The organism is Serinicoccus chungangensis (assembly GCF_006337125.1).
Taxonomy (GTDB): Bacteria; Actinomycetota; Actinomycetes; order Actinomycetales; family Dermatophilaceae; genus Ornithinicoccus; species Ornithinicoccus chungangensis.
This window is the reverse complement of the sequence record NZ_CP040887.1, coordinates 2,777,844-2,803,200: the sequence shown is the minus strand read 5'-3', so window position 1 is coordinate 2,803,200 and position 25,357 is coordinate 2,777,844. Positions and strand designations below refer to the sequence as shown.

At 74.4% G+C, this 25,357-nt stretch carries 21 protein-coding genes; 10 read left to right on the top strand and 11 right to left on the bottom strand.

Annotation, left to right across the window (positions count from 1 at the left end; all coding sequences use genetic code 11):
• Positions 1 to 28 precede the first annotated feature (28 nt).
• The 3 genes from FHD63_RS12840 to metH all read right to left on the bottom strand — a co-directional run bounded on the left by FHD63_RS12840 (position 29) and on the right by metH (position 6,175).
• Complete coding sequence (locus FHD63_RS12840) at positions 29 to 1,018, bottom strand: ABC transporter permease (RefSeq protein ID WP_139722369.1); 990 nt, start codon at positions 1,016 to 1,018, stop codon at positions 29 to 31.
• Complete coding sequence (locus tag FHD63_RS12835) at positions 1,015 to 2,262, bottom strand: quaternary amine ABC transporter ATP-binding protein (protein WP_139722368.1); 1,248 nt, start codon at positions 2,260 to 2,262, stop codon at positions 1,015 to 1,017. Before FHD63_RS12835 ends, FHD63_RS12840 begins: the two co-directional genes overlap by 4 nt.
• Positions 2,263 to 2,449: 187 nt before the next feature.
• On the bottom strand, positions 2,450 to 6,175 hold the full coding sequence (gene metH / locus FHD63_RS12830; protein ID WP_425570165.1) for a methionine synthase: 3,726 nt from the start codon (positions 6,173 to 6,175) through the stop codon (positions 2,450 to 2,452).
• Positions 6,176 to 6,256: 81 nt separating this feature from the next.
• Here metH and FHD63_RS12825 point away from each other — a divergent pair, with 81 nt between their 5' ends.
• A complete protein-coding gene (locus FHD63_RS12825; protein ID WP_139722367.1) occupies positions 6,257 to 7,402 on the top strand; it encodes a flavin-containing monooxygenase in 1,146 nt (381 codons plus the stop codon).
• On the opposite strand, the gene FHD63_RS12820 is transcribed toward FHD63_RS12825, so the two are convergent.
• Positions 7,386 to 8,462, bottom strand: coding sequence for a helix-turn-helix transcriptional regulator (locus FHD63_RS12820; protein ID WP_139722366.1), 1,077 nt, complete (start codon positions 8,460 to 8,462; stop codon positions 7,386 to 7,388). The genes FHD63_RS12825 and FHD63_RS12820 overlap by 17 nt on opposite strands.
• A gap of 93 nt (positions 8,463 to 8,555) precedes the next feature.
• On the opposite strand from FHD63_RS12820, the gene treY reads away from it, so the two are divergent.
• Genes treY through FHD63_RS12805 form a run of 3 tightly spaced genes read left to right on the top strand, consistent with a single transcriptional unit; the run spans position 8,556 to position 13,551 of the window.
• Positions 8,556 to 11,072 carry a malto-oligosyltrehalose synthase gene (gene treY, locus FHD63_RS12815; protein ID WP_238705666.1) on the top strand — a complete coding sequence of 839 codons (2,517 nt, stop codon included), beginning with the start codon at positions 8,556 to 8,558 and terminating at the stop codon, positions 11,070 to 11,072.
• Positions 11,069 to 12,925, top strand: a complete 1,857-nt coding sequence (gene treZ, locus FHD63_RS12810; protein WP_139722365.1) for a malto-oligosyltrehalose trehalohydrolase — start codon at positions 11,069 to 11,071, stop codon at positions 12,923 to 12,925. Before treY ends, treZ begins: the two co-directional genes overlap by 4 nt.
• On the top strand, positions 12,922 to 13,551 hold the full coding sequence (locus FHD63_RS12805) for a hypothetical protein (RefSeq protein WP_139722364.1): 630 nt from the start codon (positions 12,922 to 12,924) through the stop codon (positions 13,549 to 13,551). Before treZ ends, FHD63_RS12805 begins: the two co-directional genes overlap by 4 nt.
• Positions 13,552 to 14,101: 550 nt before the next feature.
• Here the strand turns inward: FHD63_RS12805 and FHD63_RS12800 are convergent.
• Genes FHD63_RS12800 through FHD63_RS12790 form a run of 3 tightly spaced genes read right to left on the bottom strand, consistent with a single transcriptional unit; the run spans position 14,102 to position 16,771 of the window.
• Positions 14,102 to 15,052, bottom strand: coding sequence for an NUDIX hydrolase (locus FHD63_RS12800; protein ID WP_139722363.1), 951 nt, complete (start codon positions 15,050 to 15,052; stop codon positions 14,102 to 14,104).
• Positions 15,049 to 16,020 (bottom strand): mycothiol synthase, encoded by a 972-nt coding sequence (gene mshD, locus FHD63_RS12795; RefSeq protein ID WP_139722362.1) that lies wholly within the window; start codon positions 16,018 to 16,020, stop codon positions 15,049 to 15,051. The genes FHD63_RS12800 and mshD overlap by 4 nt, the downstream gene beginning before the upstream one ends.
• A 22-nt stretch (positions 16,021 to 16,042) precedes the next feature.
• Complete coding sequence (locus FHD63_RS12790; RefSeq protein WP_139722361.1) at positions 16,043 to 16,771, bottom strand: winged helix-turn-helix transcriptional regulator; 729 nt, start codon at positions 16,769 to 16,771, stop codon at positions 16,043 to 16,045.
• 65 nt (positions 16,772 to 16,836) lie between these two features.
• Here FHD63_RS12790 and FHD63_RS12785 point away from each other — a divergent pair, with 65 nt between their 5' ends.
• Positions 16,837 to 17,640 carry a hypothetical protein gene (locus tag FHD63_RS12785; protein WP_139722360.1) on the top strand — a complete coding sequence of 268 codons (804 nt, stop codon included), beginning with the start codon at positions 16,837 to 16,839 and terminating at the stop codon, positions 17,638 to 17,640.
• Positions 17,641 to 17,647: 7 nt separating this feature from the next.
• On the opposite strand, the gene FHD63_RS12780 is transcribed toward FHD63_RS12785, so the two are convergent.
• A complete protein-coding gene (locus FHD63_RS12780; protein WP_139722359.1) occupies positions 17,648 to 18,142 on the bottom strand; it encodes a heme-binding beta-barrel domain-containing protein in 495 nt (164 codons plus the stop codon).
• 16 nt (positions 18,143 to 18,158) lie between these two features.
• A complete protein-coding gene (locus FHD63_RS16715; protein WP_238705665.1) occupies positions 18,159 to 19,391 on the bottom strand; it encodes an LCP family protein in 1,233 nt (410 codons plus the stop codon).
• A gap of 93 nt (positions 19,392 to 19,484) precedes the next feature.
• Between FHD63_RS16715 and ygfZ the strand changes: the two genes are divergently transcribed.
• The 3 genes from ygfZ (at position 19,485) to dtd (ending at position 22,048) form a co-directional block, all read left to right on the top strand.
• A complete protein-coding gene (ygfZ, locus tag FHD63_RS12770) occupies positions 19,485 to 20,501 on the top strand; it encodes a CAF17-like 4Fe-4S cluster assembly/insertion protein YgfZ (protein WP_139722358.1) in 1,017 nt (338 codons plus the stop codon).
• A gap of 64 nt (positions 20,502 to 20,565) precedes the next feature.
• Positions 20,566 to 21,579: an asparaginase gene (locus FHD63_RS12765; RefSeq protein ID WP_139722357.1), complete on the top strand. Its 1,014-nt coding sequence runs from the start codon at positions 20,566 to 20,568 to the stop codon at positions 21,577 to 21,579.
• Between the two features lie 43 nt (positions 21,580 to 21,622).
• Positions 21,623 to 22,048: a D-aminoacyl-tRNA deacylase gene (dtd, locus tag FHD63_RS12760; protein WP_139722356.1), complete on the top strand. Its 426-nt coding sequence runs from the start codon at positions 21,623 to 21,625 to the stop codon at positions 22,046 to 22,048.
• A 141-nt stretch (positions 22,049 to 22,189) separates the two neighbouring features.
• Here the strand turns inward: dtd and FHD63_RS12755 are convergent, their stop codons facing one another.
• Positions 22,190 to 22,519 carry a DUF2516 family protein gene (locus FHD63_RS12755; RefSeq protein WP_139722355.1) on the bottom strand — a complete coding sequence of 110 codons (330 nt, stop codon included), beginning with the start codon at positions 22,517 to 22,519 and terminating at the stop codon, positions 22,190 to 22,192.
• A 109-nt stretch (positions 22,520 to 22,628) separates the two neighbouring features.
• Positions 22,629 to 23,408, bottom strand: a complete 780-nt coding sequence (locus tag FHD63_RS12750) for a class I SAM-dependent methyltransferase (RefSeq protein ID WP_238705861.1) — start codon at positions 23,406 to 23,408, stop codon at positions 22,629 to 22,631.
• 134 nt (positions 23,409 to 23,542) lie between these two features.
• Between FHD63_RS12750 and mshA the strand changes: the two genes are divergently transcribed.
• Positions 23,543 to 24,862, top strand: a complete 1,320-nt coding sequence (gene mshA / locus FHD63_RS12745; RefSeq protein ID WP_238705664.1) for a D-inositol-3-phosphate glycosyltransferase — start codon at positions 23,543 to 23,545, stop codon at positions 24,860 to 24,862.
• Positions 24,831 to 25,349 carry a type III secretion system chaperone family protein gene (locus FHD63_RS12740; protein ID WP_174964943.1) on the top strand — a complete coding sequence of 173 codons (519 nt, stop codon included), beginning with the start codon at positions 24,831 to 24,833 and terminating at the stop codon, positions 25,347 to 25,349. Before mshA ends, FHD63_RS12740 begins: the two co-directional genes overlap by 32 nt.
• Positions 25,350 to 25,357 lie beyond the last annotated feature (8 nt).

Here is a 25,357-nt window from a genome sequence, read left to right as displayed (position 1 = left end):
GGGGGCGCTGCGTTCGGTTCGGTCGATGTCAGGGCCCGACCTGGGCGAGTCCGCGGCCCTTGTCGGCGCCGCCCTCGACCCGGTCGTCGGCCTCGTCCTGGGCCTCCTCGCTGTCCGAGGGGCCGCTCCCGCCGCCGGACCGGCGGCGCAGCATGCTCAGGCCCGAGTGGGGGTAGTCGCCGGGTCGTCCCAGCGCGGCGGTCACCCGGTCGAGGTAGATCGCGATGATGACCACGGACAGGCCCGCCTCGATGCCCTGCGGTCCGTTGAGCGTGGAGATCGAGGCCACGACCTCCTTGCCCAGGCCGTCGGCGCCGGCGATCCCGGCGATGACCGCCATGGACAGCGACAGCATGATGACCTGGTTGACGCCCGCCATGATGGTCGGCGTCGCCAGCGGCAGCTGGATCCCGCGCAGGATCTGGCTCGGGGTGGCCCCGAAGGCCTGGCCCGCCTCGACGGTCTCCGCGTCCACCCCACGGATGCCGAGCTCGGTGAGCCGGACCCCCGGGGGAAGGGCGAAGATGACCGTGGCGAAGATGCCGGGCACCACGCCGATGCCGAAGAACACGACGGCCGGGATGAGGTAGACGAAGGCCGGCATGGTCTGCATGAAGTCCAGGACCGGACGGACGACGGCGCTCACCCGGTCGTTGCGCGCGGCGACGATGCCGATCGGGACGGCGACGAGGATGGCCACCAGCGTGGCGATCATCACCAGCGCGAGGGTCTGCATCGCGGTCACCCACTGGTCCATCGCGATGATGAGCAGGAAGGTGATGATCGTGCCGACGGCCAGCTCCCACGAGCGGACCAGCAGCCCGATGAGGGCGAAGACCACGACGAGGATCAGGGCCGGGACGGTCACGAGCACGTCGGTGAGGGTGGTGACCAGGAAGTCCAGCACCGTCGCCAGGAAGTCCAGCAGCCACTCGAAGTTGTCGTTGATCCACTCGAGCGCGCTGTCGCCCCACTCGCCGACGGGGATCCGGGGGACGATCGAGTCGTTGTCGCTCATGCGGCACCTCCGGTCGGCTGCAGCTGCGGGTCGGGTGTCGTGGACGGGTCGTCCTCGGACGCGTCCGTCTCGGCCGTGCTGGTGCGCAGGGCGGCGAGCAGGGTGACCCGGGGGATGACGCCCGCCACCTTGCCCTGCTCGTCGAGCACGATGAGCAGGGCGTGCTCGGTGGCGTGCCCGAAGAGGTCCACCAGGTGGTCGTCGGCGCGGACGACCCCGACCTGCTCCGTGGGGACGACCCGCATCTCGCCGCCGTCGCGGACGGCGGTCGCGACGTCGCGCTCGTGGACGAGGCCGGCCAGCGTGCGGTCGCGGCGGACCACCGGCAGGATCGTGGTCTGGTGCTCGCGCATGAGCTTGTGCGCGGTCTGCGGGCCCTGCTCGGTCCCGAGGACGGCGACCGGCGGCTCCATGACGTTGGCGGCGGTGAGCACCCGGGTGCGGTCGACGTCCTGGACGAACTCCGCGACGTAGTTGTTGACCGGGTTGTTGAGGATCTCCTCGGCGCTGCCGATCTGCTCGATCCGCCCGTCGCGCATCATGGCGATCCGGTCGCCGAGGCGCATGGCCTCGTTGAGGTCGTGGGTGATGAACAGGATCGTCTTGCCCAGCTCGTGCTGCAGCTCGATGAGCTGGTCCTGCATGTCCCGCCGGATGAGCGGGTCGAGGGCGCTGAACGCCTCGTCCATGAGCATGATGTCGGTGCCGGAGGCCAGGGCCCGGGCCAGGCCGACGCGCTGGCGCATGCCGCCCGACAGCTCGCCGGGCAGCGACCCGCCCCAGCCGCCGAGCCCGACCATCTCCAGGGCGCGGTCGGCCTTCTTCTCGCGCTCGGAGCGTCCCACCCCGCTGATCTCCAGGGCGTAGGCGGCGTTCTCGCCCACCGTCCGGTGGGGCAGCAGGGCGAAGTGCTGGAAGACCATGCTCACCTTGTCGCGTCGGACGCGGCGCAGCTTCTCCCCGGTGAGCCGGGTGACGTCCTCACCGTCGATCGACACCGTCCCGCTGGTCGGCTCGAGCAGCCCGTTGACCATGCGGATGAGGGTGGACTTGCCAGATCCGGACAGGCCCATGACGACGAAGATCTCGCCGTCCTTGACGTCGAAGGAGGCATCGATGACGGCAGGGGTCAACCCCTGCGCACGCAGGTCGGCGCGGGTCGCGCCGCTCTCCAGGGCCTCGACGCCGCGCTGCGGGCGGCGGCCGAAGACCTTGTAGAGCTTCTCGGCAGAGATGGAGGCCACGGGACTCCTGTGATCGGGGGCACACGGGTTCCCCGAAAGTAGCAACGACGAGGCCGCGACCGCAGGCTGTGAGGGGGTTCGAGGCCGCTTCGTGACAGGAACGTTACGTAGGCAACGGTCGGGTCACGATGTGCCGACGCCGGGAATGAGGTATACGCACCGCGCCCCGGGGTTGTGTCCCGGCGGCTCAGTGCAGCAGCGGTCCGAGCCAGCGCTCGGCGGTGACGACGTCCCAGCCCTTGCGCCGTGCGTAGTCCTCGACCTGGTCGGTCCCGATCCGCCCCACGGAGAAGTAGCGCGACTCCGGGTGCCCCAGGAGGAGGCCGGAGACCGCGCTGTTGGGGCTCATCGCGCCGTGCTCGGTGAGCGTCATCCCCGCCTGCTCCTGCGCGTCCAGCAGCGACCACAGGGTGAACTTCTCGGTGTGGTCCGGCTGGGCCGGGTAGCCCGGGGCGGGGCGGATCCCGTCGTAGCGCTCCTTGATGAGGTCCTGGTGCGCGAGGTCCTCCTCCGGCGCGTAGCCCCACAGGTCGGTGCGCACCTCCCGGTGCACCCACTCGGCGAAGGCCTCGGCGAGCCGGTCGGCCAGCACCTGCACCATGATCGCCCCGTAGTCGTCGTGCTCCTCCTCGCGCAGCCGGGCGGCGAGGGTGTCGGCGCCGTGGATCGACACGGCGAACGCCCCCACGTGGTCGCCCTGCGCGGCGACGAAGTCGGAGAGCGCGGCATACCCGCCCTGGCGCCGCTCCTTCTGCTGCCGGAGGGTGTGCAGCACCACCGGCGAGCCGTCGACGTCCAGCACGATGTCGTCGCCGTCGGCGGAACGCCGGGCGGGCCACAGACCGACGACGCCCCGCGGGGTGAACAGCCCCTCCTCGACGACCCGGCCCAACCAGCGCTGCCCGTCCTCCCACGTCGCCCGGGCCTGCGCGCCGACCTTGGGGTCCTCGAGGATGCGGGGGTAGGACCCGCGCAGCTCCCAGGCGGTGAAGAAGGGCGTCCAGTCGACGATCTCGACGAGCTCCTCCAGCGTCGGCTCGACCACCCGGGTGCCGAGCAGCCGCGGGGTCGCCGGCACCGGCTCGGCCACCGCCCGGGTGCTGGCCCGCGCCTCGTCCAGCGGCACGAGCCGCACGTCCTTCGCCCCGTGCCGCTCGCGCAGCTCGGCATAGGTGCCGGCCACCCGGTCGCGCAGCTTCTCCTCGTGGTGGATGGCGTCCGCGACGACCCCGACCGCCCGGGAGGCGTCGACGACGTGCACGACCGTGCCCTCGTAGGCGGGGTCGATCTTCACCGCGGTGTGGGCGGGAGAGGTCGTGGCCCCGCCGATGAGCAGCGGGGTGGTGAGACCGCGGCGCTGCATCTCGGTGGCCAGGGAGACCATCTCGTCCAGGCTGGGCGTGATGAGCCCGGAGACCCCGATGACCTCGGCGCCGAGCTCGTCGGCCGTGGCCAGGATCTTCTCCGCGGGCACCATGACCCCGAGGTCGGTGACCTCGTAGCCGTTGCAGCCGAGCACCACGCCGACGATGTTCTTGCCGATGTCGTGCACGTCGCCCTTGACCGTCGCCATGACGATCCGGCCCTTGCTGTGCCCACCGGTCTCGGCGGCCGCCGCCTCGAGGTAGGGCGTGAGGTGCGCGACCGCCTTCTTCATCACCCGGGCCGACTTCACGACCTGGGGGAGGAACATCTTGCCGGCGCCGAAGAGGTCGCCCACGACGTCCATCCCCGCCATGAGCGGGCCCTCGATGACCGCGAGCGGGCTGCCCAGCTCCTGGTAGGCCTCCTCGGCGTCCTCCACGGCATACGTGTCGATGCCCTGCACGAGCGCGTGCCGCAGCCGCTCGGCGACCGGCGCGTCGCGCCAGGCCAGCTTGGCGGCCGCCGCGGCCGACCGCTCGCCCGGTGATGCCCCCTCGCTCTCGGCCTTGATCCGCTCGGCCAGCTCGATGAGCCGCTCGGTGGCGTCCTCGCGGCGGGCGAGGACGACGTCCTCCACCGTGTCGCGCAGCTCGGGGTCGAGGTCGGCGTAGACCCCCAGCATCCCGGCGTTGACGATGCCCATGTCGAGCCCGGCCCCGATGGCGTGGAAGAGGAAGACCGAGTGCATCGCCTCGCGGACGACGTTGTTGCCGCGGAAGGAGAAGGACACGTTGGAGACGCCGCCGGAGACCAGGGCCCCGGGCAGGTTCTCCTTGATCCACCGGGTCGCCTCGATGAAGTCCAGCGCGTAGCGGTCGTGCTCGCTCATCCCGGTGGCGACGGTGAGGATGTTGGGGTCGAAGATGATGTCGTGCGCCGGGAAGGGGTCGGGCAGCCCCGCGCTCGGCGTCGTCAGCAGGTCGTAGGCGCGGCGGCAGACCTCGATGCGGCGCTGGTAGGTGTCGGCCTGGCCGGTCTCGTCGAAGGCCATGACCACGACGGCCGCGCCGTAGCGGCGCACCACCGCCGCCCGGCGGAGGAACTCGGCCTCCCCGTCCTTGAGCGAGAGGCTGTTGACCACGCCCTTGCCCTGGATGCACCGCAGCCCGGCCTCCAGCACCTCCCAGCGGGAGGAGTCGATCATCACCGGCACCCGGGCGACGTCCGGCTCCCCGGCCAGCAGGTTGAGGAAGTGGGTCATCGTCGCCGGGCCGTCGAGCATGCCCTCGTCGACGTTGACGTCGACGATCTGGGCGCCGGCGTCGACCTGCTGGCGCGCGACGGCCACCGCGGCGTCCCAGTCGCCCTCCCGGACGTGCCGCGCGAACTTCGGGCTGCCGGTGATGTTGGTGCGCTCGCCGACGTTGACGAAGTTGACGTCCGGGGTGAGGGTGAACGCCTCCAGGCCGGACGTGCGCAGGTATGCCGTGGGCCCGGGCGCGCGGCGCGGCTCGACCCCCTCGACCGCCGCGGCGATGGCGCGGATGTGCTCGGGCGTCGTGCCGCAGCAGCCGCCGACGATGTTGACCAGGCCCTCGCGGGCCATGTCGCCGAGGACCTCGGCCATGTCCTCGGGCGTGTCGTCGTAGCCACCGAAGGCGTTGGGCAGGCCCGCGTTCGGGTGCACTGAGGTCAGCGCCGTGCTCGCGGCGCCGAGCTCGCGCAGGTGCGGGCGCATCTCCTCGGCGCCCAGCGCGCAGTTGAGGCCGACCGAGGCGAGGTCGGCGTGCTCGGTGGACACCGCGAAGGCCTCCGGGGTCTGCCCGGACAGGGTGCGCCCGGAGGCGTCGGTGATCGTGCCGGACAGCATGACCGGGACCCGGGCGAGTCCTCGCGCCTCCCTGGCGTCCAGGACGTCGCCGACGGCGTGCAGCGCGGCCTTGGCGTTGAGGGTGTCGAAGACGGTCTCCACCATGAGCACGTCCACCCCGCCCTCGAGCAGCCCCTCGGCCTGCTCGGCGTACGCCTCGCGGAGCTGGTCGTAGGTGACGGCCCGGAACTCCGGGCGCTCCACGTCGGGGGACAGGGACGCGGTCCGGTTGGTCGGGCCCAGCGTCCCGACCACCCAGCGTGGCCGGCCGGTCTCGGCCTCCACCGCGTCCGCGACCTCCCGGGCGACCCGGGCGGAGGCGACGTTCATCGAGCGGGCGAGGTGCCCGGCCTCGTAGTCGGCCTGGGCGATGGTGGTCGAGGTGAAGGTGTTGGTCGTCAGCAGGTCGGCGCCCGCCTCGAGGTATGACCGGTGCACGTCCGCCAGGACGTCCGGCCGGGTCAGTGCCAGCAGGTCGAAGTTGCCCTTGAGGGTCACCTCGCGCAGCGGGGCCCACGCAGGGTCGTCGGCCGGCCCGTGGAAGTCCTCTTCGAACAGCTCGACCTGCTGAAGCATCGAACCATAACCGCCGTCGAGAACGAGGATTCTTCGGTCTGCCTCAGCCCACAGGCGGTCCGCAGCGAGGGATGCCCTGGTGGCCGGGCTTCGGGACGGCACCACCACACTGTAGGGCCGCTGCCCGGATACCCCCTATTCGGGGGATGGTGCACCGGTCCCGCGTGGCCCCATGGTGGAGGCATGGACGAGGTGATCGTGATCGGGAGCGGCCCTGCGGGCCTGGCGACGGCGGCCGAGCTGGGGCGTAGGGGGGTCGAGGTGAGCGTGCTGGAACGTGGTCACCGTCTCGGTGCCGCGTGGGCGGGCCGCTACGAGGGGCTGCGGTTCAACACCAGCCGGTGGTGGTCCGCGCTGCCCGGCGCCCCCTTCCCGCGGGACTACGGGTGGTTCCCGACCCGGGACCAGTACGTGGGGTATCTCGAGGACTACGCCCGTCAGCGCGGGGTGCGGGTACGCACCGGGGTGGAGGTGCGCCGCATCAGCCCCGTCGACGGTGGCTGGGCACTGACGACGGGTCAGGGTCCGGGCCCGGCCGCGGCCCATGTCGTCGTCGCGACCGGCGCGCTGAACCGCCCGGCCGTGCCGACCTGGGCCAGCGGTACGACCTTCGGGGGGAGCGTGGTGCACACCAGCGCCTACCGTGACGCCCGGCCCTACCGCGGACGCCGGGTCCTCGTGGTCGGGGCGGGCTCCTCGGGGCTCGAGATCGCCCACCAGCTCGAGGTCGGCGGTGCGGCGCAGGTGCAGGTGGCGGTGCGCACCCCACCCAACCTGCTGCCGCGGGACACGGCGGGCCTGCCCTTCGACCTGCCCGTGCCGATCTTCTTCTCGCTGCCGGTGCCGTTGGTGGACGCGATGCTGCGACGGGCGCAGCGCGTCATCTGGGGCGACCTGCGCGAGTACGGCCTCCTTCCGGCCCCGCAGGGCGCTGTGTCGGGTCTGCTGCAGCGCGGGGCGGGCACGGCGATCGTCGACGAGGAGACCGTGCAGGCGATCCGGAACGGTCGGATCCAGGTGGTGCCCGGGGTGGAGCGGCTCGATGCGTCAGGTGCCGTGCTGGTCGACGGCTCGACCGCCGAGGTCGACGACGTGATCCTCGCCACGGGGTACCGCACCGGGCTGGAGCCCCTGGTGGGGCATCTCGACGTCCTCGGCGCCCGAGGTCTGCCGCGGGTCGTCGACGGTGGCGAGGCGCTGCCGGGGCTGCGGTTCGTCGGCTTCGTCTACCGCCCCGGGCTCACCGGCTACGTCGGCCGGCTGGCCCGCAGGGCTGCGCGGGAGATCGCCGCGACCTCGCCCACCGCCGCCGTCACCGCGCGGAGCTGACCGAACGCACGACCGGTTCGTGAGAGAGCCGGGCGAACAGCTCGGGGCGGCTGCGGACCCCGAGCTTGGCGAAGACCGACTTCACGTGCCCCTTGAGCGTGTCCGGCGTGATCCACAGCTCGGCGGCGATGTCAGCGGTGGTCATCCCGCTCACCAGCAGCCGGGCCACCTCGCGTTCCCGGGTCGTGAGCTCGTGCAGCTGCATGAGCACCGGTGCCACGTCGCAGCGCCGAGCCGGCTCGAGCAGCACCGCGCTGCGTCCCTCGCCCTCCAGTCGGCTCCCGCGCACCAGGAGCCATTCCCCGGAGAGGGCGCGCACCCGGGCCACCGCCGGTGGTCCTTGCAGGTCACCGTCCGCCACGGCACGCGCCTGCATGGCCACCTCGTGGACCACCGCCCAGCGCTGTAGGCGTTCCTCGTCGGGGGGTCCGAGCCAGTCGAGGGCCCGGGGGGTGCTGGAGACCACGTGACCCTCGTCGTCCAGGACTGCCAGGCCGGCCGTCTCCCGCACCGGGTCCAGCCATGCCTCGTCGAGCAGCAGCCCGGTGCGGATCCCGTGCGCCACATGGGGCGCGAGCCGCGCCACCAGCTCGACGTCGCGACAGCTGAACCAGGCGGCCGTCGACCGCCGGGTCAGACACACGTGGCCCCAGCAGGCCCCGGCCGAGCAGAACACGGCACGGAGCTCGTCGCCGAAGCCGTGCGGCTCGTAGACGGCCCGCCACCTCGGGCTGAGCTCGAGGTGACCCAGGGTCACCGCGCCCAGCGAGGCCGCCGTCGGGCCGGCGCGGGCGAGGTCGACGAACTTGGTGTAGTCGTCCCGCGTCAGCTCCAGCTCCATGAGGGACAGGTGCGCCGTGCGGGGCACGTCCTCCTCGTAGATCGCGTTGAGGAGCATGGTGTCCGGGTCGACGAGGATCCAGCCGGCCGCGTCGTAGGGCAGGTGACGGCGGACCAGGGCGGCGACCCGGGCGAGGAGGTCCAGCGGCTCGGCAGCCCTGGCGCACGTCCGGGCGACCGACTCGACGAGCCGGTCGTCCGCCCGGACGCTCACCGCCATACCTCATCGTGGCGCGTCCTCCGGCCCCTGTCCACAGGCATCCGCAGCGGCTGGAGGTGCAGAAGCCCTGCGGGCTGAGAGACTGGTCCGGCCATGACCGACACCATGACCCGATCCGTCCGTCCCGATCCGCGTCCCCTGACCGCCACCTACCGCCTCCAGCTGCACGCCGGGTTCACCTGCGCCGATGCGCGGGAGGTGCTGCCCTACCTGCGGGCGTTGGGGGTCAGCCACGTCTACCTCTCGCCGGTCCTCACCGCCGTCCCCGGCTCCGAGCACGGCTACGACGTGCTGGACCACACGCAGGTCAACCCCGAGATCGGGGGACGTCCCGGGCTCGAGGCGCTCGCCGACGCCGCGCACGAGCTGGGCCTGGGGGTCGTCGTCGACGTCGTCCCCAACCACATGGCCCTCGTCGCCCCGCTGTGGCGCAACGCGCCCGTGTGGGAGGTGCTCCGGGACGGCCCCACCGCCGCCCGGGCCGCGTGGTTCGACGTCGACTGGGCCCACCTCGGCGGCCGCTTCGGCCTGCCGGTCCTGGGCGAGGACCTCGACGCCGTGCTCGACCGGGGCGAGATCACCCTGGACACCGGCCGGGAGGACGAGGGCCCGGCGGCCGGCCAGCCGGTCGCCCGCTACTTCGAGCACGTGCTGCCCCTGGCGCCGGGCACCGAGGCGATCGCGCAGGAGCACCCGGACGGCGCCGGCTCGAGGGCCGCGCTGCGGGCCGTCCTCGACGCCCAGCACTGGCAGCTCGCGTCCTGGTTGGACGCCCCCGACGTCCTCAACTACCGGCGGTTCTTCGAGGTCGACGGTCTCATCGGGGTCCGGGTCGAGCAGGCCGACGTCTTCGCCGACACCCACGCGCTGCTCCTCGACCTGCACCGGCGCGGCGTCGTCGACGGCTTCCGCATCGACCACCCGGACGGGCTGGCCGGCCCCACGGCATACCTGCAGCGGCTCACCGACGCGGTGCGGCCGGGCACCCCGGTGTGGGTCGAGAAGATCCTCGAGGGCGACGAGCGTCTCCCGGACGTCTGGGCGTGCGCGGGCACCACCGGCTACGACGCCAACGCCGCGCTGTCCGCCGCCCTCGTCGACCCCACGACCACCGAGGCCGTGAGCAGCGCGTGGGCGCGCACCGGCGGCGAGCCGGACCTGCACGTCGAGGTCGAGCGGTGCAAGCGGCTCGCGGCGAGCGAGCTGCTCCGGCCCGAGGTGGCGCGGCTCATGCGCCGCGCCGTCCAGGCCCTGCCGCGGCACGACGAGGTGCGGCTGCACGAGGCGCTCGTCGAGCTGCTGGTCGGAGTGCACGTCTACCGCGCCTACGTCCGCCCCGGTGCCGCCCCGACCGAGGCCGACGCGGCGATGGTCCAGCCGCTGCTCGACGGCCAGCAGCGGGCCCGCGCGGCCCGGCCCGACCTGCGCGAGGAGATCGACGCGCTCGTGACCGTCCTCGCCGACCCGCAGGGGTGTGCCACCGACCCCGCCGCGGCGGTCGACCTGTGCGTGCGCTTCCAGCAGACCACCGGCCCGGTCATGGCCAAGGGCATCGAGGACACCGCGTTCTACCGCTGGCACCGCCTCGTCGCCCTCAACGAGGTGGGCGCCGACCCGGCCGTCGGGCTCGACCCCGCCCACGGGGTGGCCACGCTGCACGCCTGGGCCCGGCACCAGGCCGAGCACTGGCCGGTCGGCATGACCACCCTGTCCACCCATGACACGAAGCGCAGCGAGGACGTGCGCGCCCGGATCCTCGCCGTCTCCGGTGACGGCGACGCCTGGGAGTCGGTCTCGCGGGCCGCGCTCGAAGCCGCGGCCCGGCACCGGGTCGACGGGCAGACCGCCCACCTCGTCTGGCAGACCCTCGTCGGCGCCGGCCGGGTGGACACCGAGCGGCTCGACGCCTACCTCACCAAGGCGGTGCGCGAGGCCAAGCTGCGCTCGACGTGGACCGAGCCGGACGCCGAGTACGAGCAGCGGGTGCTCGCGCTGGCGCACGAGATGCTGGGGGAGGGTGAGGTCTCCGAGGCCATCGCCGCGGCCGTCCGCGACAACGGCCCCACGATCCGCACCCTCACCCTCGCGCAGAAGATCCTGCAGCTGACGCTGCCCGGCGTCCCCGACACCTACCAGGGCGCCGGCGTCGTCGATCTGTCCCTCGTCGACCCGGACAACCGACGCCCGGTCGACTACGACGAGCGGATCGCGCGGCTGGAGCGCCTCGACGCCACCGGGTGGACCGGTGACCTGTCCGACGAGGTGCTGTGGGTGACCTCCCGGGTGCTGCGGCTGCGTGCGTGGCTCCCGCACGCTTACGGACCCGGCGCCGACTACGCCCCCGTCGACGGCGGGGAGCACGTGCTCGGGTTCCTGCGCGGCGGGGTGGCCGCGACCCTGACCATCCGGGCGCCCCGCGCGCTCGGCGCGGCCGGCGGGCTGGGGGACCAGCGCATACCCCTGCCGCCGGACCGGTGGGTGGACGCGCTCACCGGCGCGGAGCACCACGTCGGTGAGGACGGCGCGGGCCCGCTCGCCGCCGACGTCTTCGGCCAGGGCCCGGTCGCGCTGCTCGTGCGGGCCACCGACCTGCAGGAGGGCGCCCGATGAGCGGGGAGCAGGTCCGTCTGTGGGCGCCGCAGGCCGAGCGTGTCGAGCTGGTGCTCGGTGTTGACGGGGCCACGCGGGTGCCGATGGCCCCCTCCGGGGCCGGTGACGGATGGTGGTCGGCCACCGCCGACGTCGCCGCGCACGGCGGGCGCTACGCCGTCTCCGTGGACGGCGGCGACCCGGTGCCCGACCCCCGCTCCCGGCACCAGCCCGACGGGGTCCACGCCGCGAGCGCGCTGGTCGAGACCGACGCCTTCTCCTGGACCGACCGGGGCTGGGGCGGGGTGCCCCTGGAGCGCGCGGCGGTCTACGAGCTGCACGTCGGGACCTTCACCAAGGCGGGCACCTTCGACGCCGCCGCCGAGCGGCTCGGCCACCTCGTGGAGCTGGGCGTGACCGTCGTCGAGCTCATGCCCGTGGCGGCCTTCCCCGGGCGGCACGGCTGGGGCTACGACGGCGTCTCCCTGTATGCCGTGCACGACGCCTACGGCGGGCCTCAGGGGCTGGCCCGCTTCGTCGACGCCGCCCACGCCGCCGGCCTCGCGGTGTGGCTCGACGTCGTCTACAACCACCTGGGCCCGAGCGGCAACTACCTGCGGCAGACCGGGCCCTACTTCACCGACCGGCACCACACCCCCTGGGGCGAGGCGGTCAACCTCGACGGGCCGGGCAGCGACGAGGTGCGGGCCTACCTGCTGGACAACGCCCGGATGTGGCTCGAGGACTACCACCTCGACGGGCTGCGGCTGGACGCGGTGCACGCCCTGCACGACGAGCGGGCGGTCCACCTGCTCGAGGAGCTGGCGGAGCTCGCCGACGACATCACCGGGCGGACCGGGGTGCCGCGCACGCTCGTCGCCGAGTCCGACCGCAACGACCCCGCGACGGTCTCGCGGCGCGGGCCGGGCGGGGCCGGTGGCCTGGGGCTGCACGGCCAGTGGGCCGACGACGTGCACCACGCCCTGCACGTGCTGCTCTCGGGGGAGTCCCAGGGCTACTACGGCGACTTCGCCGACCCCGGCGCGGTCCCCAAGGTGCTGGGCCGCACCCCCTTCTTCCACGACGGCACGCCGTCGACCTTCCGGGGCCGGGTGCACGGGCGCCCGGTCGACCTCGAGGTCACCGAGCCGTGGCGCTTCGTGGCCTCGCTGCAGACCCACGACCAGGTCGGCAACCGGGCGGTCGGGGACCGGCTGCACCACGGCATACCGGCGGGGCGGCACGCGGTCGGGGCGGCGCTGCTGCTCACCGCGCCGTGGACGCCGATGCTCTTCATGGGCGAGGAGTGGGGCGCGTCGACGCCGTGGCAGTACTTCACCGACCACGAGGAGGAGTGGCTCGCCGAGTCGATCCGGGAGGGCCGGCAGGCGGAGTTCGCCGAGCACGGCTGGGCGGGGGAGGTGCCGGACCCGCAGGACGCGGGGACGGTGGAGGCCTCGACCCTGCGCTGGTCCGAGGTGGGCGACGGCGGGCACGCGCAGATGCTGGCGTTCTACCGCGCCCTGCTGCACTGGCGTCGGGACACCACGCCGCAGGTGCGCGGGACCGTCGGCGAGGTGACCCGGGAGCCGGACGGCACCGGTGGTGAGGTCCTCACGGTCGTGCGCCCCGGGGTCGCGCTCGTGGCGCGGCTGGGCGGCGAGGGCGACGTCGCCGTGCCGCTGCCGTCCGGGGACAACGCGGCAGCACCCGGGGGCGTGGAGGTCGTCGCGGCCTTCCCGGCCGAGCTCGGTGAGCGGCTGGCGACGATCGCCGCCGGGACGGACGGCGGCACGGGGACCGACCCGGACGGAGGAGAGGGTGCCGGCGAGGTGCGGCTCGGCCCCGACGCCGTGGTGGTGGTGCGGCGATGAGCGAGGACGCGCCGCGCCGGCAGTTCCACCGGCCCACGCTGCGGCCGCCGGACCGGCTCGAGGACGCCTCCGAGCAGGTCGACCCGCTCGAGGTCGCCGAGGCGGCCCACCGCAGCGCCGAGCTCGTCGTCGGGCGGGGCCGCGCGGAGTCGGCGAGCGACAGCGAGCTGGCCTCCCGGCTCGTCGGCCTGGTCGGCGAGGTGGGGCTGGCCACGGTCGCCCAGTTGTGGTCGGACCGCCCCGCCCGCAGCCTGCCCGGGGCGCTGTGGCGGATCTACCTCCTGCACGAGTGGGTGCTGCGCCAGCCCGAGGAGGTCGGGCGGCGGTTCGTCGCCGGGTCCGGGCACACGGAGGTCTACCACGCGATCGCCGGCGTCGCCGAGCCTCCCGACCCGGACGCCCTGCGCCGCCTCACCGAGCAGATCCTCGGCGGGGTCTTCACCGGCGACCTCGCGGTGGCGCTGGAGCGCGCCAGCGCCTTCTGCCACGTCATGGCGGTGGGCCTCGCCGACCCGGGGGACGACGACATCCCGTCCGAGCAGGTCACCCGGGCCGCCCGGCTGCGCGACACCGCCGACGACCTCGCGGCCTGCGCCGGCCTGTGGCGCCTCGGCGACCTCCACTGACGCACCCCCCTCTGCACCGGACGTGTGTTCAGCACGCACCGGACGCGTACTGGGAGTGCACAGGACGCGTCCTGGGAGCGCACAGGACGCGTCCTGGACGTACGGCGAAGGTGGCTGGCCCGCGGGCGCGGGTCGGCGTGTGCGCGAGGCACCGTGCATACCTCGTGGTCCTCCGGTGAGGTCCGCGACGTGCGTCCGGTACGTACCGACGACGAGTTCGGTGCGTCTGGAGCGCGCGTCCGGTGCGTACCGAGGACGAGTTCGGTGCGTCTGGAGCGCGCGTCCGGTGCAGGTTTGGGGAACATCGGGCAGAGGCGTACCGTTGTCGGGTGCGTGCCGGGCCGCGGCAGCCCCGGGCTCCAACACACGCCGCTTCGAGCGGCCACGCGCCGAGAGGCGCTCCCGGCCCGGCACGCACACAATCTCCCCTCGGTATGCCGTCGCTCGGCGCTCCCCTCGGTATGCCGTCGCTCGGCGCTCCCCTCGGTACGAAGTCGCTCGGCGCGCCCGGCGCCGTGCCGCCGCGATCCTCCCCGTCAGCTCGCGGGGCTCAGCGGGGCCGGTACCTCGCCGCCGCGAGCACCTGGGCGCCTTTCCCCTTCCCGGTCATCGTGCACGCCAGGACCTCGCCCTTGTCCATCGTCGTCTGCCTGAGGTGCCGGAGCGTGCGCACCGCGGACCGGTCCATGCCCGGCGCGGTCCGCCCGAGCAGCTCATCGACGAGGTCGGGCAGCAGCGGCCCGTGGGTGCACAGCGCCGTCGAGACGCCCCCCTGGAGCACCCGCCCGAGGTGCTTGCCGAGCTTGGTGGGGTCGCTCTCGAAGCCCTCCTCCGACAGCCCGCGCTTCGTGGTGACCTCCAGCCCGGCGGACCGCGCGAACGGCGCGAGGGTGTCGACGCAGCGCGCCGAGGGGCTGCTGAGCAGCTGCTCCGGTCCGTATGCCGTCAGCAGGTCCGCGAGCCGGTGCGCCGAGCGGCGCCGACCGGGTCCGGTGAGGGGTCGGCGCGGGTCCGGGCCCGACCAGTCGCCGCGGGGCACGGCCAGGGCGTGGCGCACGACGAGCAGGGTCCACGTCGGGAGCCGGCCGGCCTCGTGCAGGTCCAGCACGGCCGCCAGCTGCTCGCGGTCCCTGGCGTAGCTGAGCCGGCGGCGGGCGAGCGTCGGCGACAGCCAGCGCACGTCGTCGACCTCGTGCTCCAGGGCGCCCTCGCCGCCGACGACCTCGCCGACCCAGTAGTGCACGACCTTGTCGGCGCCGCTGGACAACCGGTAGCGGGAGACCGGCAACGGGGCGCCCAGCCGCACCCGCAGCCCGGTCTCCTCCCACGTCTCGCGCACGGCGGCGACCGGGTAGTCCTCCCCGCGCTCCAGCTTGCCCTTGGGCCAGGACCAGTCGTCGTAGCGCGGCCGGTGCACGAGGGCGACCTGCAGCCCTCCCTTGCGGACGCGCACCGGCAGCACCCCGCCGGCGCGCACCACCGACGGACCGGGTCCGCTCATGCCTCCGCGTCCCCCGCGGCATACATGACGTCGACCGCGGAGCGCTCGAAGCCGAGGCGCTGGTAGGTCGCGATGGCCGGGGCGTTGTCCCCGTCGACGTAGAGCGTGGCGTCCTGCACGCCGCAGGCCCGCAGGTGCTGCAGGCCCAGGAGCGTCACCGCGGTCCCGAGCCCCCGCCCCTGGTAGTCGGGGTCCACCCCGACGACGTAGACCTCGCCCGTCTCCGGGTGGTCGGTCTCGACCTTGGTCCAGTGGAAGGCGGCCATCCGGGCGCGGCCGTCGGGGTCGACCTCGGTGGTGTCCTCCACGACGAGGAAGCCCGAGGGATCGAACCACGGCTCGTGCTGACGGTCCTGGAGGTCGGCCAGGCTGGTGCGGCCCTGCTCGGCGTGGTCGGCGAAGGCCCGCGCGTTGACCGCGAGCCACGCCTCGTCGTCGGCGCCGACCCGGTAGGCGCGCACCGTGAAGCCCTCGGGCAGCTCCACCTGCTCGGGCAGGTCGGCCCACTCGCCGGCCAGCGGCCGGGCCATCTGCCACAGCTCGCGCACGACGCGCAGCCCGCGGGAGGAGTAGAGGGTGCGCGCGTCCTGCAGGTCGCCGTGGCTCCACAGGCGCACCTGCGGCCAGCGCCGCAGCACGTGGTCGAGCAGGGCGCCACCCACCCCGCGGCGCCGGTGCTCGGGGTCGACGACGAGCTCGGCGGACGGCGCCTCCGGGTCGCTGGTGTCGACGTGGCCGTAGCCGATGACCGGCCCCTGCGCGCCGTCCCGCACCACCAGGTGCACCCCGGTCTCGTGGCTGGCGCTGCTCTCCGGCAGCCGACGCGCCTGCAGCACGGTCTGCTCGGACAGCGGTCTGACCCCGTCGTGGCCCGCGGCCCGCACGGCCAGGGCCAGCACGTCGCCGGACACGCGGCCGGGCAGTGCGGGGAGCTCGTCGATGTCGGGCTGGGGGCGATCTCCAGGCATGGGGGTCAGTGTGGCACGCAGATCAGCGTTCGGTCCCGCGCGCCCCGGTGAACCGGTAGCCGACGCCGCGGATGGTGCCGATGAGCGACTCGCGCTCCGGGCCCAGCTTGGCGCGCAGGCGGCGGATGTGGACGTCGACGGTCCGCGTGCCGCCGTAGTAGTCGCCGCCCCAGACCTGCTGGAGCAGGATGTCGCGGGTCACGACCCGGCCCGGGTGCTGCACGAGGTAGCGCAGCAGCTCGAACTCCTTGAAGGTCAGGTCCAGCGCCCGGCCGCCCGCCCGCACCGTCCAGCTGGCCTCGTCCACGACGACGTCGGCGACCCGGATGGTCTCGGGCTCCTCCGCGCCCCCCGCCCCGTCGGCCGCGTCCGGCGCCGGGCCGGCCTGCCGCGGGCCGCGTCCCAGGGCCAGCCGCAGCCGCGCGGACAGCTCCGCCGGGCTCGCGGTGGCGGTGACCAGGTCGTCCATCGGCCACTGGCCGTCGAGCACCGCCAGCGCGCCCTCGCCGACGACGGCGAGCACCGGCACCCCCAGACCGAGGGCGGACAGCGAGCGAAGCACCCCACGCGCCTGGACCAGGTCGGCGGTCGCGTCCACGAGGACGAGGTCGGGGTCACCGCGGCTCACGAGGGTGCCGACGTCCATGCCGACGACCGTCACCCGGTGCGGCAGCAGCGCGAGGCCGGGCAGCACGAGGGCCGCCGAGGTGTCCTCGGCGGGGCGCGGGGTGAGCAGGACCAGGTCGGCCACGGACCCAGGATAAGGAGTCGGCCCGCCTGCGGCCTCCACCAGGACGGGTGCGGCAAGATGGAGGTATGCCGCACCCCACCTCCAGCGCGCGGGTCGCCGACGCGCCGACGCCAGGACTGGTGGGCGCCCTGGCGGTGGTGGCGTGCGCCGTGGCCGCCCTGCTGGCGGTGTCGGCGGCCGCCGCGCCCTGGCTGCTCGCCGTGACCCTGGGCGCGTGCGCCGTGGTGATCGCCTGGGGCTGGTCGGGCACCCTGGGCCTGCCCTCGCCGCGCGGCACCGCCACGGTCCTGCTCATCGGCGGGGTGTCGCTGGTGGTCTCGGTGGGCGTCCGGCAGGAGGAGCCGTGGCTGGAGTGGGCCCCGGCGGCCCTGGCGCTCGCGATGATCACCGCCTTCCTGCACCAGATCCTGCGCCGGGACGGCCGGCCCCGGGTGGTGCAGTCGGTCAGCGCGGTGGTGCTGGGGCTGGCCCTGGTGGGCTGCGGGATCCTCATGGTCCCGGCGAGCCACACCGCCGGGGGCATCGGCCTGCTCCTGGGGGCCCTCGCCGCGTCCGCGGCGTCCTCGGTGACGGACCTGGCGGTCCGCTGGCCCGCCCTGGGCGGGTGGCTGTTCGCGCTGGCCATGGCCGGGGGCGGGGCCGCCTCGTTCGGCGTGGCGCTGGCGCTCGGGGCGCCGTGGGAGACCTGGGTGCTCCTCGGCGTGGCGGCCGGGGCGGTGAGCCACGCCCTGCGGGCCGTGCTGGTGGGGCTGCCGACGCTGGCGCACCCGCGTCCCCGGCTGGTGACGGGCATCCTCTCGGTGCTCGTCGTGGGCGTCACGCCCTACCTCGTGGGCCTCGCCTTCGTGCCCTCGTCCTTCCCCGGCTGAGCGCGCCTCAGACCCGCCGCAGCTCGGCCGACATGTAGGACTGCATCTCGTGCCCGTGCGCGGCCATGTCCATGACCCACATGAGGTTGCTGTTGACGTAGCCGTAGAGCCGCTGCGCCGCGGCGTACTCCGGGGAGCTGGGGCTGCGCACGATGCTGTCGGTGGCGACCTCGACCTTGGCCTGGCCGGTCTTGCCGTAGTACATCTCGACGACGCCGGTCGGGTGGGCGAGCAGCAGCTCGACCTCGCCGTCCGGCTGCGGGCGCCAGTAGCCGCTCTCGACGGCGAAGATCTCGTCCTTGTCGCCCTGCTCGTCGAGCAGCCAGGTCCGGGAGGTCCAGTGCAGGAACGGGCGGCCGTCGTGCGTGACCTCGACCTCCTGGCCGAAGTTGCGCGACGTCATCGTGGGGTAGCCGACGACGCCCGCGCCGGCCCAGGTGCCGAGCAGCCAGGCGAGGGGGGCGTTGTCCGGGTGCATGGTGGGGTCGAGTTCGATGGGCACCCGCCCATGGTAGGGACTAGCCGCCGAAGCCGGTGCGCGGGGACACCGGGTCGGTGTAGTCCTCCATCGTGTCGTTCTTGAGGTGGTCGGACAGGACCTGCATCTGCTCCTCGGCCATGAGGACGATGGAGCCGGCGACCGGGTGCATGTCGATGCCGCTCCACGGTGCGGTCTCGAAGTAGATGTCGTCGCCGCGCACCCCGCGCATGGCGAACCCGAGGTCCCGCATGTCGCCCACCTGCAGGTCGGCGTCCACGGTGAGGTTGGTCGTCGCGGCGTCGACGAAGGCGGCCAGCCGGGCCGGGTTGGTCAGCGTCTCCCGGGAGAGCGCCTCGGTCATGATCGCCTGGATGAAGGCCTGCTGGCGCTGCCCGCGGGAGATGTCGCCCTGCGACAGGGCGTAGCGCTCGCGGACGAACTCCAGACCGGTGGTGCCATCCATGTGCATGACGCCCTCGGGGAAGCCGGGGGAGGCCTCGGCGACGTTGACGTCGACCCCGCCGATCGCGTCGGTCATCGCGCGGAAGCTCTCGAAGTTGACGATGACGACGTGGTCGATCGGCACGTCGATGAGCGGCTGGAGGGTCTGGACGAGCAGGGGAGCCCCGCCGTAGGAGTAGGACGCGTTGATCTTGGACGAGCCGCCGGTGCCGGCGATCGGCACGAAGAGGTCGCGCGGGAAGTGGATGAGGTCGACCCGGTCGCGCTCGTCGTTGATGTGCATGAGGACGATGACGTCCGAACGGCCGCGCTCCACCGACAGGTCGCGGCTGTCCGAGCCGATGATGAGGAAGTTCATGGCCTCGCCGGCCTCCGCCGGGCGCTCCGGGCTGGTGGCGACGAACTCGCTGCGGGGCACCTCGATCTGCTGGCCGTCGTCCCCGACGAGCGGCGCGGTGCCGTCGTCCTGCTCGAGCTGCTCCTCCCCGGTCTCGCCGTCGGTCTCGACGGCGCCGTCGAGGTCCACCGAGCCGTCGTCCTCGGCGGCGGCCTCGTCGTCCCCGGGCTGCGTGGAGCCGACGCGGTCCGGGGAGATCGTCACCACCGAGTTGTCGTCGGCGTTGAGGTTCTCCCGCTCGATGTTGCCCTCCACGGTCCGCTGGAGGTAGAACGCGTAGCCGCCGAGGGCGAGCACGCCCACGAGCGCCACCAGGCCCACCACCACGACGAGGGCGCGCACGGGGTGGCGCGGGCCGCGGTCGCGGGTGGGCTGGTCCTCGCGGTGGCGGGAGGTGTCGTGAGCCGGCATGGCCGGGATTGTATGCCTGCAGCCTGCATGTTCTCCGTGACGACGGGCGCGTACCGTGGGAGTGATGACCGGCCCGGACGCGAGGAGGAGACGATGAGCGTGCTGCTGGAGCGGCCCGGTGCCGTGGAGGGGACCGGGGTCGACGCGGGGGTCGCCGCGCACTACGGCAACCCGCACCGCGAGCAGCGGCTGCTCGCCGAGGGGCTGGCCGTCGTCGACCTCTCGCACCGCGGCGTGGTCACCGTCACCGGTGCGGACCGGCTCAGCTGGCTGCACTCGCTGACCACCCAGCAGCTGGTCGACCTGCCCGCCCGGCACTCGGTCGAGACGCTCGTGCTGTCGCCCAAGGGGCACGTCGAGCACGCCCTGCACGTGGTCGACGACGGCACCACCACCTGGATCACCACCGAGCCGGGTGCGGCCCCGGCCGTCGCCGGGTGGCTGGACTCGATGCGGTTCATGCTGCGCGTGGAGGTCACGGACGTCAGCGAGGCGTACGCCGTCCTCGGCGAGCCGGTCGCCCGCGAGTCGGCCGACGGCGAGCCGGTCGCCTGGGTGGACCCCTGGCCGGGCCCCGTCGGCGACACCTTCTGCTACGGACCCGAGGGGGCGGACCACCCCGGCCACGACCGCGCCTGGCGCGAGCTGCTCGTGCCCCGCGCCGAGCTCGCCGCGGCGGTGGGAGACCGTCCGCTGGCCGGCACCTGGGCGGCGGAGGCGCTGCGGGTGGCCGCCTGGCGGCCCCGGGCCGGCGTGGACACCGACCACCGCACGATCCCGCACGAGCTGGACTGGCTGCGCACGGCCGTCCACCTGCACAAGGGCTGCTACCGCGGCCAGGAGACGGTCGCCCGCGTCAAGAACCTCGGACGCCCGCCCCGGCGGGTCGTGTTCCTGCACCTCGACGGCTCGGGTCACGTCATCCCGGAGGCGGGGACCGAGCTCACCCCCCTGGAGGGGGGCCGCGCCGTCGGCCGGCTCACCACGGTGGCGCGGCACGCCGAGGACGGGCCGATCGCGTTGGCGCTGGTCAAGCGCAACCTCGACCCCGGTATGACGCTGCTCGCCGAGGAGACCTCCGCCGCCCAGACGGTGGTCGTCGGCGGCTGAGCGAGGGCATACCGGGGCGTCCCGGGGTGCAGGGGTCGCGGGTGCGGCTGGCAGGATCTGGCGCATGGCACCCCACGTCCCGCAGGCCTCCGACTCACCGCTGGCGTCCGCGCCGGTCGTCGCCGAGGTGGTGCGCAACGACTTCGTCGAGTCGGTGCACCACGGCGTCGTCGCGCTGACCGCCCCGGACGGCTCCCTGGAGCTCGCGCTCGGGCCGGTCGACGCGCCGATCCTGCCGCGGTCCTCGCTCAAGCCGCTCCAGGCGATCGCCATGCTGCGGGCCGGCGCCCCCCTCGAGGGCGAGCTGCTCGCGCTCGCGTGCGCCAGCCACTCCGGGGAGGCGCGCCACCTCGACGGGGCCCGGCGCATCCTCGCCGCGGTGGGGCTGGACGAGTCGGCGCTGCGCAACACCCCCGACCTGCCCCTGGACGAGGACGAGCGCCGCCGCTGGGTGCGGGAGGGGAACCCCGCGACCTCGCTGGCCCAGAACTGCTCGGGCAAGCACAGCGGCATGCTGGCCGCCTGCGTGGCGGCGGGCTGGGACACCGCGAGCTACCTCGACCCCGGGCACCCGCTGCAGCGGCTCGTCCTCGAGGTGGTCGAGGAGCTCACCGGCGAGCCGGTCACCGTCACGACGGTGGACGGGTGCGGGGCGCCCGCGCTCGGCGTGTCCTCGACCGGGCTGGCCCGCGCCTTCGGGCGGATCGCCGCCGCGGACGCCTCGACCGAGGCGGGCCGGGTCGCGGGGGCGATCCGGAGCCACCCCGAGTTCCTCGGCGGCACCGGCCGGGACGTGACCGAGCTCATCGGGGCGGTGCCCGGGCTCATCGCCAAGGACGGCGCGGAGTCGGTCTACGCCGTGGGTCTGGCGGACGGGCGCGGCCTGTCCGTGAAGATCACCGACGGCGGTGAGCGGGCGCGGGTGGTCGTCGCGACGGCGGCCCTGCGCCGGGCGGGGGTCCACGAGCTCGGGGAGGGCGCGGCGGAGACGATGGACGCGCTCGACGGGCGCGCGGTGGTGCGCGGTCACGGCGAGCGGGTCGGCGGGGTGCGCGCCGTCCTGCCCGAGGTGGGCTGATGCCGGCGGTCCTGCGCGGGGCCGGCCGGCCGGAGGAGGGCTAGTGCGGGCGGTGCTGCAGCGGGCGACCCGGGCGTCGGTGAGGGTCGAGGGCGAGGTGGTCGGCCAGATCGACCGGCCCGGCCTCGTGGCGCTGGTCGCCGCCACCCACGACGACGGGCCCGCCGACGTGGAGACGATGGCCCGCAAGATCGCCGAGCTGCGCATCCTGCGCGAGGAGCGGTCGGTGCTGGAGACCGGGGCGCCGGTGCTGGTGGTCAGCCAGTTCACGCTCTACGGCAGCACCCGCAAGGGTCGGCGGCCGTCTTGGGGCGACGCGGCGCCGGGGCCGGTGGCCGAGCCCCTGGTCGAGGCGGTCGTCGCGGCGCTGCGGGAGCGCGGCGTCGAGGTCGCGACCGGACGCTTCGGCGCCATGATGGAGGTCGAGCTCGTCAACGACGGGCCGTTCACGCTCCTCGTCGACACCTGACCTGACCGACGGCCCGTCACCACCGCACCGGACGCGTGCTCGGGCCGCACCGGACGCGTGCTCGGGCCGCTCCGGACGTGTGCTCGGGCCGCTCCGGACGTGTGCTCAGGCCGCTCCGGGCATACCCCCGACTCGGGGAGCTCACCAGGGGCCGTACGGACCCATGTGCGTGGACGACCCACCCCGGCCCTGCACCGACTTCACGGCCGGGCGGACGTCAGCGAGGTACACCCCCGCTGCCACCACCGCGATGACGTTGAAGATCGAGAACGGGCTGAACATGAAGATGAAGCCGATCAGCGCTGCGCCGCCGGTGAGGAGCAGCCAGAACTGCTTGGTGCGCTTGCCGGCCGCCGCGAACGCGTCGCCGCGGGTGCGGGCGCAGTCGATGAGGGCCCACAGCATCATCCCGAAGACCGCGACGCCCACGACGAGCTGCAGCAGGTTCTGGGCCTCGTAGATCGCTGGCATGACCGCAGCCTACGCCGCCTGGCTGGACGCGGCCTGTCGGCAGCGGGGCGACGCCCGGTGTATGCCTACCACGCGTCCGGTGTGTGCCTACCGCACGTCCGGTGTATGCCTACCGCGCGTCCGGTGCAGGGGTGGAGGTCGCCGAGGTGGGGGCGACGGCGGGCCAGGCGACGGTGAGCTCGCCGAGGCGCCACCGGGCGACGCCGCCGCTCACCGGCCAGCCGTCCTCGCGCAGGGTGCGGGCGGTGGCCACGAAGCGCTGGCGGGCGCCGTAGCTCGCCATCGGCGCCGACCGCGCCCACGCGGCCTCCAGGGCCAGCAGGAAGTCGTGCACGCGCTCACCCGGGACGTTGCGGTGGATGAGCGCCTTGGGCAGCCGCTCGGCGACGACCGAGGGCGACTCGAGACCGGCCAGCCGCAGCGACAGCGTGAGGGACACCGGCACCGGGGCGCCGTCCGGCCCGCGACGCACGTCGACCCAGCTCGCCAGCCGGCCGAGCTCGTCGCAGGTGCCCTCGACGAGCGCCCCGCCCGGGGCCAGCCGCCGCACGACCCGCCCCCACGCCGGCGCCACCTCCTCCTCGGCGTACTGCCGCAGCACGTTGAGCGCCCGCACCACCGTCGGTCGCGCGTCCGCCCCCAGCGCCCGCGGGAGCGGCACCTCGAACCCCCCGAGCGCGAAGTCCACGCCCGGCGGGTCGGCGAGCAGGCGACCCCGCTCGACCCGCTCCGGGTCGATCTCCACCCCGACCAGGCGCACGTCCGGCCGGACCCGGCGCAGCCGCGCCGCCAGCTCCAGCACCGTGACGGGAGAGGCGCCGAAGCCCAGGTCGACCACCACGGGTGGCTCCGGCGCCGCGCGCAGGAGCCCGCCCAGGGCATACCCCATCCACCGGTCGACCTTGCGCAGCCGGTTGGGGTTGGTCGTGCCGCGGGTCACGGTGCCGACGGGTCGGCGGGTGGGGCGGGCGGGCACCGACCCAGACTAGGTCGACCCCGGGCGCCGCGTGCCACACTGCTGGCGTGACGACGACCCCCGCCGACCTGCCGGTCCGCCGGGTCGCGATGGTCTCGCTGCACACCTCACCCCTGCAGCGCCCGGGCACCGGGGACGCGGGCGGCCTCAACGTCTACGTCGTCGAGACCGCGACCCGGCTCGCCCGTCGCGGCGTGGAGGTCGACATCTTCACGCGCGCCGACTCCGGGGGGTCCGGGAGCGTCGAGCTCGAGCCGGGCCTGGACGTCACCGTGCACCACGTCCCCGCCGGGCCGCGCGAGGGTGTGCCCAAGGACGAGCTCCCGGGCCACCTGTGCGCCTTCGCCGACGACCTGTCGCGGCACGTCGCCGGGCTGGCCGAGGGGCACTACGACGTCATCCACGCGCACTACTGGCTCTCCGGCCAGGCCGGCGGCCTCACCGCCCGCCGCTTCGCCGTGCCGCTGGTCCAGACCATGCACACGACGGCCCGGGTCAAGAACGCGGCGCTCGCCGCCGGGGACACCCCCGAGCCGCCGTCGCGGGCGGCGGGCGAGCAGGAGCTCGTCGACCGGGCGGATGCCCTGGTCGCCAACACCCCGGCCGAGGCCCGCGACCTCGTGCAGCACTACGCCGCCGACCCCGCGCGCGTGCACGTCGTCCCGCCCGGGGTCGCCCTGGAGACCTTCCGCCCCGGGGACCGCGCCGCCGACCGCCGCGCCCTCGGTCTGGCGCCGCAGGACCGGGTGCTGCTCTTCGTCGGCCGCATCCAGCCGCTCAAGGCCCCCGACGTCCTCGTGCGCGCCGCCGCCGAGCTGGTCCGGCGCGACCCGGCGCTGCGCGACCGGCTGGTCGTCTCGGTGCTGGGCGGTCTCTCCGGCAGCGGCACCGCCACCCCCGGGGCGCTGCACCAGCTGGCCGTCGCCGAGGGCGTCGAGGGGCTGGTGCACGTCGCCCCGCCCGTCACCCGCGAGGAGCTGGCCCGCCGGATGCGCGCCGCCGACCTCGTGGTCGTCCCCTCCCACAACGAGTCCTTCGGCCTGGTCGCGATCGAGGCCCTCGCCTGCGGCACGCCGGTGCTGGCCGCGCGCGTCGGCGGCCTGCCGCTCGCGGTGGGGGAGGCCGGCGTCCTGGTCGACGGGCACGACCCGGGCGCCTGGGCGGACGCCCTGCAGCAGGCGCTGCGGCGCCTCGAGGACCCGCAGGAGCGGGCCGCGTGGTCGGCGCAGGGGGTGGCGCACGCGCAGGGCTACTCGTGGGAGCGCACGGTCGACGCCCTGCTGTCGGCCTATGCTGCCGCGAAGGACACCCACGCACGTCGGCGAGGAGGACCGGATGGACGAGTCCGCGCAGACCCGGCTCCGTGAGCAGCTCGACGCCCTCGGCGTCGCTTGGGAGGTCGGCACCCGGCCGGGGGAGACCGCCGTGGCCCTGCCCGGCGAGCGCAAGCTGCGCACCGTCCTGTCCCTCGTCGTGGGCGAGCGCGCGCTGGAGCTGCGCGCCTTCGTCATCCGCAACCCGGACGAGAACCACGAGGCGTTCTACCGCTACCTCTTGCGGCGGGCGCTGCGGCTGCCCGGTGTCGGGTATGCCGTGGACGCGAGCGGGGACGTCTACCTCACCGGCCGCGTCCCGCTGGCCGGGCTCGCGGACGAGGGGGTGCTCGACGAGCTGCTCGGGGCGGTCCTCGCCGCCTGTGACGAGCCCTTCAACGAGCTGCTGCGGCTGGGCTTCTGGACCTCGATCCGGCGTGAGTGGGCCTGGCGGGTCGACCGCGGCGAGTCCACCGCCAACCTCGAGGCCTTCCGCGCCGAGCTGGAGTCCTCGACCGAGGGGCAGGCCGGTCGGCCCTGATCGGTAGG

Bases quoted from the DNA above. Each gene is read 5' to 3' on its own strand.
- FHD63_RS12740 (WP_174964943.1), top strand. From the start codon at position 24,831: ATGGACGAGTCCGCGCAGACCCGGCTCCGTGAGCAGCTCGACGCCCTC.
- FHD63_RS12765 (WP_139722357.1), top strand. From the start codon at position 20,566: ATGGCACCCCACGTCCCGCAGGCCTCCGACTCACCGCTGGCGTCCGCG.
- ygfZ (WP_139722358.1), top strand. From the start codon at position 19,485: ATGAGCGTGCTGCTGGAGCGGCCCGGTGCCGTGGAGGGGACCGGGGTC.
- FHD63_RS12820 (WP_139722366.1), bottom strand. From the start codon at position 8,462: ATGGCGGTGAGCGTCCGGGCGGACGACCGGCTCGTCGAGTCGGTCGCC.
- FHD63_RS12840 (WP_139722369.1), bottom strand. From the start codon at position 1,018: ATGAGCGACAACGACTCGATCGTCCCCCGGATCCCCGTCGGCGAGTGG.
- FHD63_RS12825 (WP_139722367.1), top strand. From the start codon at position 6,257: ATGGACGAGGTGATCGTGATCGGGAGCGGCCCTGCGGGCCTGGCGACG.
- FHD63_RS12800 (WP_139722363.1), bottom strand. From the start codon at position 15,052: ATGAGCGGACCCGGTCCGTCGGTGGTGCGCGCCGGCGGGGTGCTGCCG.
- treY (WP_238705666.1), top strand. From the start codon at position 8,556: ATGACCGACACCATGACCCGATCCGTCCGTCCCGATCCGCGTCCCCTG.
- FHD63_RS16715 (WP_238705665.1), bottom strand. From the start codon at position 19,391: ATGCCGGCTCACGACACCTCCCGCCACCGCGAGGACCAGCCCACCCGC.
- FHD63_RS12805 (WP_139722364.1), top strand. From the start codon at position 12,922: ATGAGCGAGGACGCGCCGCGCCGGCAGTTCCACCGGCCCACGCTGCGG.
- FHD63_RS12755 (WP_139722355.1), bottom strand. From the start codon at position 22,519: ATGCCAGCGATCTACGAGGCCCAGAACCTGCTGCAGCTCGTCGTGGGC.
- mshD (WP_139722362.1), bottom strand. From the start codon at position 16,020: ATGCCTGGAGATCGCCCCCAGCCCGACATCGACGAGCTCCCCGCACTG.
- FHD63_RS12785 (WP_139722360.1), top strand. From the start codon at position 16,837: ATGCCGCACCCCACCTCCAGCGCGCGGGTCGCCGACGCGCCGACGCCA.
- FHD63_RS12750 (WP_238705861.1), bottom strand. From the start codon at position 23,408: ATGGGGTATGCCCTGGGCGGGCTCCTGCGCGCGGCGCCGGAGCCACCC.
- treZ (WP_139722365.1), top strand. From the start codon at position 11,069: ATGAGCGGGGAGCAGGTCCGTCTGTGGGCGCCGCAGGCCGAGCGTGTC.